Raw genomic sequence first — 12,394 nt, 5'->3', positions numbered from 1 at the left:
TCAAAAAGCTTTCAAAACAACTTATTAATTCTTCATAAAACAATATTAAAATTTAGAGAAGATAATTCTATACAATTATGTTTATACTAAAATCTGCTCCATATTATAAGTTTAAATTATTATTATCTATATCATATAGTAATTCATATATTTCTGGATATTCAAAAAATAAACCATCCTTTATCAATTGTCTTATTCTGTCTGTACTTACCCACTTTATATCACTTACTTCTTCTTCTTGCAAAATAGCTTTTGATATATCATACTCCTTCTTAACAAAGTATACATCCCAAAGAGTATCACCATGAATCATACTTCTAAAAACTTTCATTTCATCTTTAGATATATCTATCCCTATTTCTTCCTTTGCTTCACGAATTGCACCTTCCAAACTATCTTCTCCAGAAACAATACATCCAGTTGTCATTCCCCACATATTTGGTAATGTCTTTTTACTTTTAGACCTTTTCTGAATTAAAATCTGAGAGTTACTATTTACAATCCATACTTCAACTGCTAAATGGTAATAACCTTCTTCAATAGAATTACCTCTTTCTATAACTTTTCCTGTTTTAATTCCATCAGTATTATATAAATCCCATAATTCCATTTCCAAATCTCCTTACCTTTACATAAATTAAACAAAATACAAATATATTTTGGTATACTTAATTTTGCTCATTTTTTATTGCAATACTTGATTTACACTTATGTTCATCTCTTTTCTTTTCTTTCCATTCTTTTATATCATCTATAATAAATCTATGTTTAAGCGACTTCGTGTCAAAATTAAACATCCTAAACACTATTTGTAATACATATCCTAGTCCTAATGCACTTACAAGTGTACCAATACCTACAGAACCTCCTAATAACCAACCAACAACTAGAGCTAGTATTTCAAGAATTGTCCTAACAAGGCGTACTGATTTATTAGTTCTCTTTTGAAGAGCAATCATAAGACCATCTCTTGGTCCACTGCCTAGACAAACCCCTAAATATAGAAAACTTGCTATAGCTGCTAAAATAATTCCTATAACAACCATAAATACACCTACATAAGTGTTACTTGCATGAGGTATTACTTCAGAGAATATTACTAAATCAATAAATATTCCTATGAATGTCATGTTAAGTAGTGTTCCCCATCCTATGTTTTCACCAAAAACTGCATCCAATATAACGATTATAACCCCTACCATTATAGATGCCTGACCTATAGTTATACCTAATTTTATAGATAAACCTTGATGAAGCACATCCCAAGGCATAAGCCCAACATGCGCATTAATCATCAATACAGAAGAAATTGCAAATATAAAGAAACCTGAAAACAATCTTATCATACTTTTTAAATTTATTTTTCCCATCAAAAATCACTCCTCATAATAATAATAACAATAAATACCAATAAAATATATATATAAATACAAAATTTTACATAACTCTTCATTAATTTAATATAAAATTTCAATTATAAAAAAAGTGGCAATTCATATTTTATACACTTTCACTTATATTCTAAGCTTTCGTGTATAAAAATGGATATACCACTTTTTAATATATAAACATTTTTAGTTGTTCTTATTAATTTTCACTATAAATTCTAGCTTCTTCTTCTCCATTTAGTACTCTTAAAGTTCCAAAAGCAAGCGATTCTAACTCATTTTCTCCTGCCATAATTTCTACTGGTGCAATAAATTCCACTTTCTTTTTAACCATTGAAGTAAACATTTCAGAATATGCAATTCCACCTGTTATAATTATAGCATCTACTTTTCCATCCACTACAGTTGCTAATTCTCCAATACCTTTTGCCAATTGATAAGCCATTGCTTCATAAATAATTTTTGCTTCTTTATTTCCTTCTGCTATCATCTTCTCAACTTCTCTAGCATCTACAGTGTTTAGATATGAAACGATACCACCTTTACCTCTTATCTTTTTAGTCATTTCTCTTTCTGAGTACTTTCCTGAATAACAAGCTGCCACTAATTTTGTAGCAGGTACTCTTCCTGACCTTTCTGGAGAAAATGGCCCTTCATCATCAGATAACATATCAACCATTCTTCCATTTTCATGAAGATAAATACTTACTCCTCCACCAATATGAGCTACTATTAGATTTAAACTCTTATAATCTTTCCCATTATCTTTAGCATATTTTAAAGCCATAGCTCTAGTATTTAATGCATGCCCTGTACTTGCTCTATCCATTCCACAAAGTCCAGATACTCTGGCTACATCTATAAGCTCATCTACTGCAACAGAATCATAAATATATGAGTTTATTCCAAGTGGCTCTGATATTGCGTGTGCCACAACAGCTCCTAAATTTGAAGCATGTTCAAGCACTGGTCTATGTCTAAGTACATCAATCATTTCTTCATTTACTAAATATGCTCCTGATTTTACTGGTGGTAAAACCCCACCTCTTCCTACTATTGCACTAAGAGATTTCAAATCTATATTATTTTCTTCAAGAATATTCAAAACAGCTTCTTTACGCATTTCAAATTGGTCTTGTATTGTATTATATTTTGCAATCTCTTGAGCTGGATGGTCTATTGTCTTCACAAGAATTTGTTCTTCTCCATCATATACTGCTATTTTTGTAGAAGTAGAACCTGGATTTATGGCTAATATTCTGTAAGTCATAATTTTCTTCCTTTCACCTTAATTTCTATAGTTTATTTATATATATTATAAACTATTTGTTAACCATTTCCATACCTTCATGGAAAGCTTTTATATTTAATTCAACAAATTTTGGTTTAACATTTTCACTTATAATTTTTTCCCAATCGATAGACTCTAATTCCATAGATTTAACTAGACAACCTAATAAAATAACATTCATTATTTTTGAATTTCCTAGTTCTTCAGCTTTATCAGCAGCGTTTATAACTTTTGCATTTAATCTATTTAGTTCTTCATCTATATCACCTTCTAGATATTCAGCTCCTCCGATTAAGACAGTCATAGAATCTATTCTATAATTGTTTACTAAAGCTTTTCCTTCTGGTTTTAAATAATTAAACCATCTTAAAGCTTCCATTTTTTCAAAAGATACTAATATGTCTGCTCCACCAATTTCTATAACTGGAGAATGCACACAATCTCCATATCTAACTTGTGAGGAAACAGAACCTCCTCTTTGACTCATTCCATGTATTTCACTCATTTTTACATCGTATCCAGCTTCCATCAATCCCATAGTTAATAATTTACTAGCAAGTATAGTTCCTTGACCTCCTACACCTACCAAAAGTATACTCTTAGTCATATTATTTTTCCTCCTTAACTATTGCTTGTTTTGGACAAACTTGTGAACATACTCCACATCCTACACACTGATTTCTATCTATATTTGATAATTTATTTTCTTTATCAAATGATAGGGCTGGACATCCAGTTTTCAAACATAATTTACATCCAATACACTTATCATGGTCAACTTTACACTTAGTCTTAAATGGGTTATTAAATTCTTCTATATCTTCTTTAGAGAATTTTTTAAGTACACATGGCCATCTTGTAATTATTACTGATGGTTCATCTTCTATAGCTAAGGCCCAATCTAATGCTTCATTTACTTCTTTTAGATTGTTAGGGTCTATAACTCTTACATGTTCTATTCCACAAGCTTTAACTAATCCTTCTATATCAACATCTTTAGTTTTAGCACCTTGTAAAGTATATCCTGAACCTGGGTTTTCTTGGTGACCTGTCATTCCAGTTATTCTATTGTCTAATATAACTGATATAGAGTTCCCTCTATTGTAAACTACGTCTAAAAGACCATTTATTCCTGTATGGAAGAAAGTTGAGTCTCCAAGTACACCTACTAATCTTTTTTCATTTCCTTCTTTCATATTAAGAACTTTTTGAGCTCCATGTGCAGTTCCAAAAGCAGAACCCATACAAACAACATAATCTATTCCATTATATGGAGGAGCAAATCCAAGAGTATAACATCCTATATCTCCACCAACTATTAAATTTTTTCTCTTTCCAAGTTCATAGAAGAATCCTCTATGTGGACATCCTGCACAGAAACTTGGTGGTCTTGGTGTTACTAATTCAGATTTGTATTCTATAGTATCATTTGTTTTTCCAAATATAGCTTTTCTTAAAACATCTGGTGTCATTTCACCATATGGAGGCATTACATCTTTTCCAATACAGTCTATTCCATATGCTTTTATTTGTTCTTCTATAAATGGGTCATTTTCTTCTATTACATATATTTTGTCAACTTTATCTGCAAATTCTTTTATTTTTTCATAAGGTAATGGATTTGTAAATCCTAACTTCATATATGATGCATTTTCTCCAAATACTTCTTTAGCAAAATTGCAACACATACCTGAAGCTATAACACCTATTTTTGTATCATTTATTTCATAATAGTTCAAGTCAGTTTCATTTGAGAATTTTTTAAGAATTTCCATTCTTTCCTCAACAACACCTCTTCTTATTTGAGCGTTTGCTGGAACTGTTACCATTTTTTTAGCATTTTTAGTGTATTCTTTAATTTCAACTTCTTCTCTATCATAGCATTCCACTAAACCTTTTGAATGACAGAGTCTTGTTGTAACTCTATATAAAACTGGTGTATCGTATTTTTCACTAACTTCAAACGCTTCTTTTATCATATCTTTAGCTTCTTGGCTAGTTGATGGTTCAAATAAAGGTATCTTTGCAAATTTTGCATACATCCTATTGTCTTGCTCATTTTGAGATGAATGCATTCCCGGTTCATCTGCTGTAATAAGTACCATACCACCATTTACGCCTGTATATGCATAAGTAAATATTGGGTCAGCTGCAACATTCACACCAACATGTTTCATAGAAGCCATAGTTCTTGCTCCTGCAATTGAACCCCCTATAGCAGCCTCAAGTGCTACCTTTTCGTTTGGAGCCCATTCTGCAACTATTGCATCTTTATATGTTGCTATATTTTCTAATATTTCTGTACTTGGAGTACCTGGATATGCGGATGCATATTTAACACCAGCCTCATAGGCTCCACGTGCAATTGCTTCATTACCTGTCATCAATTGTTTCATATAAAATTCCCTCCATCTACAATTATTAAATTCATAGTCCACCCAATTTGTTCAATGAAATTAATTATTTATTTTTACTTCTAAACTTTCAAGTGCTTCTTTTATAATACTTGGTGCTTTCTTACATTTTTCTTCTGAAACTGCACAAACTGCAAATCTTAATCCCATTTTTAATGGAACTGCAAATAGATTATGTTTAGTCAATTCTTCACATACTTCTTTTGGATTATCACATGGTATACTTACAAAGAATCCTGCTATATATGGAAGAATTTCTAAGCCTACTCTTTCAGCTTCTTTTACAAATACATCTGCTCTTCTAGTTAGCATTTTTTTGTATATGTCTTTTTCATCTTCATATTCTTTAAATTTTTTAGGGTCATTTACAATGTTAGATAATACTGCCATAGCGCTTCTATTACAATTTGACCAGTTTGCTCTACATGAATGAACACATGAATAATGGAACTCTTCAGCTACATCTTCACTTGAAGATATACAAATTATAGCTCCCATTCTCATACCATAAGCTGTAAATCCTTTTGACATACTGAATCCAACCAATACGAGAACGTTTTCAGGTAGATTTGAAAATTTCTTAAAAAACTTTCTACATACATCATCATCACCTGCAAAGTCAATATATGCTGAATCTACGAAAAATATTATCTTTTTATCTTTATCTTCTGCAATTTCTTTTGATAAATCTAATATTTTATCCCATTCATCATCTGCAACACTATATCCAGTTGGATTGTGAGCTGGTGTATTTATAATTGTAAAAACTCTATCTTGTTTTTGTGCTATATTTACAAAATTTTCTTTGAATGACTCAAAATTAAATCTTCTATTTTCATCAAACAATTGGTAGTTTACTACTTTTCTATTGGCTTCTTCAGCTATACTTACATATGGACTCCAAAACCAATCAGATGTTAAAACCTCATCACCTTCATTAGTATAATTCCATACAGCCAATTTTATTGCACCACTTCCTCCTGGTGAAGCTAATACTCTTATATGTCCTTCTGGTAAGTAATCTCTGAAAAATATTTTTTTTACTGCTTCTAAGTAATCTGGCTGACCTTCAAGGGCCGCATATGCACCTATTTCACAGTTATCTAATGCCTTATATTCTTCATATACAGTTTTCATTGTTATTAATTTTCCTGAATCATCCATTAGAGCGCCTATTGTTGCATTTATTACATTATCCATACCTAAAGCCTTCTCTGCTGCTTGAGCTCTACCAGATATGCTAAATATAACATCATTTTCTTTTGGCCACATCGCATGCTTACCAACCATACTTTGACTCATACCATCACCCCTAAAATTGTATTTACTCTCACATTATATATTAAGCAATTAGCATGCCAACAAATTTTACTTTATGTAAAACTACTTTTGTTTAGAATTCTGATTTTTTTCATTATTAAATTAAGTGTTTTAGTTATTCTTCTTATAAATATATATGCTTGTCTAAAAAAATAAAAAAATGCAAAAAAATAACGTTAATTTTTTTTAACACTTGTTTTAAAAAATTAACATTACTTTTAAAATATTTTATATGTATCTGTATTTATATATTTTTATTATACTTTTTCCATAAAGATGTACGACTTATCCCGAGAACTTGTGCCACTTCATTTTTAGAGAGTCCTTGGGCAAAAAGCATGCTTATTATTTTTTCTTCAACATACTTATTTACCTCTTTTATATCTATACACACCTTACCATCGTTTATATTACTTATATCTATAACTTCATCTTGAACTTCTACACTGGCTGTCATTTCAGAATTAAAGTTGTCTATTTCAGAACTAGGTGCTACCTTTTGAGTTTTAAAATCTCGTTCTTTTCTCAATTTAATTTTTCCTGTTACAACATATTTCTGGGCTATTGTTTTTAATTCCCTAACATTTCCAGGCCAACTGTAATTGTACAGTTTATCAATTTCATCTTTAGTTAAAACAAAATTTTCATCTATGCTATTTATTCCATTAAGACCATCGTCCTTTAATACTTCATTTACAAAGTTATTAAATAGTGGTATTATATCCTCTCTCCTATCTCTTAGAGGAGGAATATTTATCTCCAAACTACTTAATCTATAAAACAAGTCAGCTCTAAATGTTCCCATAACTATTTTTTCAGTTAATGATTCATTTGTTGCTGCTATGATTCTTATATCTAAAGGTATTATATAGTCAGAACCAATTCTCATTATTTGGCGTTCTTCTATTACTCTTAATAGTTTTGTCTGAATATTAAAAGATAAACTATTTATTTCATCTAAAAAAAGTGTTCCTCCATGTGCAAGCTCAAATAGACCTCTTTTTCCACCTTTTCTGGCACCAGTAAATGCACCTTCTTCATATCCAAAAAGTTCACTTTCAAGCAAATTCTCTGCTATAGTAGCACAGTTTATTGCAACGAAAGGTCTGTCTTTCCTTCTACTTATATTGTGTATACTATGAGCTATAATTTCTTTACCAGACCCACTTTCTCCATATAGTAGAGTTGTATAATCACTTTTTCCAATTTTTTTAGCTTCTTCAATAAATTCTTTAGTTAATTTATCTTTAAATAAAAAATCATCAAAAGTATATCTAGCATAAAGACCTTTTTGATTTAAATCAAATCTTATTTTTCTTTCTAAGTTTTGTAGTTTAGTTATATCTTGTATTATTCCCAAAACTCCATAAGTGCTATTATCTACTTTTATTAATGTAGTTCTAGTATTAACAATTAAATTATTTATATTTCTTATCTTTCTATCTTCTACATCATTTTTTTCATGTAAACAGTCTAACATCCACTCCATTTTTGGGAATACATCTAATATATATTTATTGAGTGCACATCTTCTTTCTACTTTAAGCATGTTTTTTGCACTTTCATTGTACAAAATTATACTACCATTACTATCTATCGCGATTACTCCATCTTTTATACCATCAAGTATATTTCTTAAAACTTCATTATTAAATTTTTCTTCACCTAATGTATCTAATAATTTCTTACAATACTCAACAGCTTCTCTTATAGATTCATCACTAGCAGTTGCAAATACACTATCAATGCCATATTGTCTTGCAAAAGAACAAGCTAGACCTCCACCTACTATTACAACTTCGTCTTTTTGGTCTATATATTTTACGACTTTACTTCTTATCTCATATTTAGATTCAAACCATTCCTCAGTTATCTCAGTACTTATTACATTTCTCCAGCCAACATAATCAAAAGAAACTTCATTATCTCCAAGAATCAATACCACTTTTTTAGAATATCTCTTTGCTATTTCTATTGCTCTTAAGAGGTCAGTCGATTTCATATTCATAGGTATAACAGGTACACTTACTGTATCTATTACTAAACTATAACCTCCACCTCTACCAATTATAGCTTGGGCACCTTTTTCAACAAGTATACGTCCTTGATTTTCCATTAAGTCTAAATTGAGTATGTCAATTATTATAGTTCCATTTTCTACATCTTCTTTATATAATTCTTCTATTCTTTCTTTTAATTCAATATCAGAGGCTATAATTCCTATTTTTTTTCGCAACAAAATCACCTCAATTTTAAATTATAATGTATTGATTTCTACCTGCTTTTTTTGATTTATATAGGTTTTTATCTGCATCTTCAATTAATACTTCAGCATCTTTTCTGCTACGGCACCTTTTTATACTTACTCCAGCACTTATAGTTATATAGTTTTTTACTTTAGAATACATATGTTCAATACCTTCAAATTCTAGAAGTTTAAAAACTCTTTTAATATATAATTCTATATTATCAATTTCTTCAATATCTACTGATTTTATAGAATCTACTAATATTAAAATTTCTTCGCCTCCGTATCTAATTATGTGTTCAGTAATGTCTATAAATACATTTCTTATAATATCAGTTACCTTTGTTATAACTTTATCTCCTGCTAGATGACCATAGTTATCATTATAACTCTTAAAATAATCTATATCTACCAATATCGCTACCATATTTTTTTCTCTAGTTCCATTAAATGAATCTAATTGTTCTTCTAAATATCTTCTATTATATAATTGAGTAAGTCCATCTTTTAATATATCATTTTCTAATTTTTTATTATTATCTACGAGTGCTTTTAAACTTTCTTGTTTTCTCCTAAGTTCATATTGTTTATGAATTCCTTGAGATGTTTTATAGGAATTATTTTTTTCCCATTTATCAGAATACCAATCCATACTTTTATAGTATTCTATCGCTAGTTTAAAATCCTTTTTTAGTTCATATCCATTTGCTATTAGACCATAAAATATAGACATTTTCTTAGGATTTAATGAACTTTTTTTAACCAAGTTTAAGCCTTTTAGATAACAGCTTATACCTTCATCTATATTACCAAATTTTATATATAAATCTCCATACAATTTATATATATAGTCTAGCTTAGAATTATATATAAAAACATCTCCAAAACTTTTATATATGTTTTTTGATAAAATCAAATAGGCATTTACCTTTTCAAAATTATAATCACTTTTCTTTAACTCAATTTCAGCTGAATATAAAAATATAAATGAGTATAAATAATCCTTATACACACCTTCAACAGCTTTCATCAACTTTATAGCTTTTACTAGAACATCTTCTGCTTCTTTATTCATATCTTCCTTTAAATAGGCCCATATAAGGTCTATTTTTATGGCTACTCTTTCAGTTAGTGATATTGAATTATTATTGTGTGCAACATCTAGCACATTTTTTATGTATTTTATGGCTTCTATATTATTTCCACTTTCTAAATAACACAAGCTTATTATACATTTACAAAAAGCTTCTATAGAATACAAGTTATTTTCTTGAGCCAACCTTAGGCATTCAATTAGATACTCCATACTCTTTATAAAGTTATTAAACAAATAAAGATAAACTCTTCCAAATATATAATTTGCTCTACTTACAAGGACTTTATTTTTTAAATTTTTAAAAAAAGATACTTCCTCTACTAAAGATATTACATCCGTTTTAGTCTTATATAATGCACTTATTTCTACACATAAACTCATATTAAACAAGACTAATAGCTCATTTAAGTGGTTTTGTTTTATGCTTTTTTTTGCTAAAAAATAAAAGTTATTTGCCTTATCATATTTTCTTATAGAAATAGCTGATAGTGTAAGATAAATATAAATCTTAGATATTATCTCTGCATTCTCTTTTGAGGGCAATTTTTTAATGTCTTTTAATGAATCCAGTAGATATTTGTATGATGCTTCTCTATCTTTTTTTATATAGTTTATGAGACTAATTAAATATAAAACATAAACTCTATTCTTAACTTCTATTTTTGTATTTAAAAGTTCTTTGTGATAATCCAAGATGTAGTTTAAATCTGTCAAATTCAGATAGAATTTAGTCAACATATCATATTCTATCTTTTTTATATTTCTCTTTAAATCTTCTATTGAACACCCTTTCAAATGAATCACCAATCCTATTTAAATAGTTAAAAATTTTTAAAATCATGATAATGCAAACATCGATTTCTACCACTTTGTTTGGCTTTATACAAGGCTTTATCCGCATTTCCAATTATCTCACTTATATCTATACTACTATTTTTACATGTATCAATACCAATACTAATTGTCAAATTATTGTTTAAAAATTTTTTTACACTTCTACATAACTTTCTTCCAAAGATTTTACTTTTTTTATAATCTTTACATATAGATAGTATCAAAAATTCTTCTCCACCATACCTTATTATAAGCATATCTTTTTTTAGATATTTTTTTATTATTGTTGTTATGTTTTTAAGAGCAATATCTCCATTATAATGTCCATAGGTATCATTATAGTTTTTAAAGTAGTCTACATCTATCATGAATGCAGTACTGTATTCGCTGACTTCTTGTCCTTCTAAAAAATTATTTAGAAAAACTCTATTATACGCACTTGTCAAATGGTCAATATATTTTTTCTTATCTAAATCAGTCTTTATTTTTCTCATGTTATTTATTTCTTTTTCAACATATTCGTACCTATAATTTAAAGAATCTATATAATTTCTATTTCTAGCTTTTACATACATCATTTTTAACTCATAATACATTTTAAAGTATTTCATACTCATTTCATAATCTTGAATCATTTCAAAACACATATATATATTCTTATATGCTAGTCTTACATAATTATAATTTTTAGCATTTTTAGATTTCTCAAATAGTTTTTTACTTGTATCTAATGCACTATTATAATCTCCAAAACAATAATATATCTTTACTTGATTATAAACTACTTCCAAATCATACAGTATATATTCTTCTTCACTTTTTATAATACTTAAGATATCTTTAGCTCTATCTAAATAACAGATTGACTGTTCAAATGAATTTTCATTACTTTTTGCATAATACATAGCTAAATTTATAAATAATCCAAACTTCTCAGTTTCTTTTAAATTATTATTTTTAATTTTTTCTAAGTACACTTCAGATTTTGCTAAATTATTTATCGCTTCAGGATAGTTTTTAGTTTTTATTAATATCTTAGTTATATTATTTGACGCTCTATATTTTTGTATTGTATCTACATTTATATATTTTTTATTACTTATTACTTCATTAAAACAGTCTATCGAGCCTTCATAATTTTCAAATGAACACTCACATTCACCTATTTTTATATTACATAATGAAGATACATCCATATCCTTTAATAAATCTGCATATTTTCTTGCCTGTAAAAAATTTACTTTAGCTACTATAGCATCATCTAAAAACAAAAAATATATTTTACCAACAATAAAAAAATATATTTTTTTACAATTAAAATCGTTAATTTCTTTTACCTTTATATATAAATCTTCTATTTCTTTAATTATTATAGAAGATTCTATGCATTTACTTGCCTTAATGTAAATCAGTTGTGATTTGAAAATAATTTCTTCAACCGAACAATTATTATCGTTACAAATAACATTAAATTTATCTATATGTAAATTTGCCTTATTTATATTTTCATTTTTTAAACTTAAAATAGCTATTTGTGAATAAAACCTCGCTAGAAATTTATAATCTTTAGGTAAGTATTTATCAATATATTTATAGGAAATCAAAATATACTCTTTCATTTTTTCACTAATCCCTTGAACACCATATAATAAAGCCAGCAAAAAATTTGATTTTAATAACATCAAACTATTTTGTTCAGTTTTATAGCAATCGATTGAATTCTTTACTACATCAATGTTATTTTCAATAAAATCATTATTATTCAATAATCTTTCATTCAAGGTTAACCTAAACATTAAATCT

Annotated in this window: 9 protein-coding genes; all 9 read right to left on the bottom strand. The window is 28.1% G+C overall.

Annotated elements, in window-relative coordinates:
• Window positions 1-103: 103 nt before the first annotated feature.
• Window positions 104-610 carry an NUDIX domain-containing protein gene (locus tag Q3223_RS02490; protein WP_054270974.1) on the bottom strand — a complete coding sequence of 169 codons (507 nt, stop codon included), beginning with the start codon at window positions 608-610 and terminating at the stop codon, window positions 104-106.
• A gap of 58 nt (window positions 611-668) precedes the next feature.
• Window positions 669-1,370: a YitT family protein gene (locus Q3223_RS02485; protein WP_054270975.1), complete on the bottom strand. Its 702-nt coding sequence runs from the start codon at window positions 1,368-1,370 to the stop codon at window positions 669-671.
• A gap of 217 nt (window positions 1,371-1,587) precedes the next feature.
• Window positions 1,588-2,658 carry a butyrate kinase gene (buk, locus tag Q3223_RS02480; protein ID WP_054270976.1) on the bottom strand — a complete coding sequence of 357 codons (1,071 nt, stop codon included), beginning with the start codon at window positions 2,656-2,658 and terminating at the stop codon, window positions 1,588-1,590.
• A 52-nt stretch (window positions 2,659-2,710) separates the two neighbouring features.
• Window positions 2,711-3,286: an indolepyruvate oxidoreductase subunit beta gene (locus Q3223_RS02475; protein WP_054270977.1), complete on the bottom strand. Its 576-nt coding sequence runs from the start codon at window positions 3,284-3,286 to the stop codon at window positions 2,711-2,713.
• Window position 3,287: 1 nt separating this feature from the next.
• Window positions 3,288-5,075: an indolepyruvate ferredoxin oxidoreductase subunit alpha gene (iorA, locus tag Q3223_RS02470; protein ID WP_054270978.1), complete on the bottom strand. Its 1,788-nt coding sequence runs from the start codon at window positions 5,073-5,075 to the stop codon at window positions 3,288-3,290.
• Window positions 5,076-5,135: 60 nt separating this feature from the next.
• Window positions 5,136-6,395 (bottom strand): pyridoxal phosphate-dependent aminotransferase, encoded by a 1,260-nt coding sequence (locus Q3223_RS02465; RefSeq protein ID WP_054277143.1) that lies wholly within the window; start codon window positions 6,393-6,395, stop codon window positions 5,136-5,138.
• A 262-nt stretch (window positions 6,396-6,657) separates the two neighbouring features.
• Window positions 6,658-8,658 carry a sigma 54-interacting transcriptional regulator gene (locus Q3223_RS02460; RefSeq protein ID WP_176702452.1) on the bottom strand — a complete coding sequence of 667 codons (2,001 nt, stop codon included), beginning with the start codon at window positions 8,656-8,658 and terminating at the stop codon, window positions 6,658-6,660.
• A 7-nt stretch (window positions 8,659-8,665) separates the two neighbouring features.
• Window positions 8,666-10,495 carry a diguanylate cyclase gene (locus Q3223_RS02455; RefSeq protein ID WP_407811672.1) on the bottom strand — a complete coding sequence of 610 codons (1,830 nt, stop codon included), beginning with the start codon at window positions 10,493-10,495 and terminating at the stop codon, window positions 8,666-8,668.
• An 83-nt stretch (window positions 10,496-10,578) separates the two neighbouring features.
• Window positions 10,579-12,357, bottom strand: coding sequence for a GGDEF domain-containing protein (locus Q3223_RS02450; protein ID WP_236733281.1), 1,779 nt, complete (start codon window positions 12,355-12,357; stop codon window positions 10,579-10,581).
• Between the last annotated feature and the right edge of the window lie 37 nt (window positions 12,358-12,394).

Origin of the sequence: Clostridioides sp. GD02367, from assembly GCF_045900275.1 — a bacterium.
GTDB classification, from domain to species: Bacteria; Bacillota; Clostridia; order Peptostreptococcales; family Peptostreptococcaceae; genus Clostridioides; species Clostridioides difficile_A.
Note: the sequence above shows the minus strand (reverse complement) of the source record. Positions and strands in the feature narration are given on the sequence as shown.

Coding starts and splice junctions, on each gene's coding strand:
- Q3223_RS02490 (WP_054270974.1), bottom strand. CDS start 610: ATGGAATTATGGGATTTATATAATACTGATGGAATTAAAACAGGAAAA.
- Q3223_RS02485 (WP_054270975.1), bottom strand. CDS start 1,370: ATGGGAAAAATAAATTTAAAAAGTATGATAAGATTGTTTTCAGGTTTC.
- buk (WP_054270976.1), bottom strand. CDS start 2,658: ATGACTTACAGAATATTAGCCATAAATCCAGGTTCTACTTCTACAAAA.
- Q3223_RS02475 (WP_054270977.1), bottom strand. CDS start 3,286: ATGACTAAGAGTATACTTTTGGTAGGTGTAGGAGGTCAAGGAACTATA.
- iorA (WP_054270978.1), bottom strand. CDS start 5,075: ATGAAACAATTGATGACAGGTAATGAAGCAATTGCACGTGGAGCCTAT.
- Q3223_RS02465 (WP_054277143.1), bottom strand. CDS start 6,395: ATGAGTCAAAGTATGGTTGGTAAGCATGCGATGTGGCCAAAAGAAAAT.
- Q3223_RS02455 (WP_407811672.1), bottom strand. CDS start 10,495: ATGTTGACTAAATTCTATCTGAATTTGACAGATTTAAACTACATCTTG.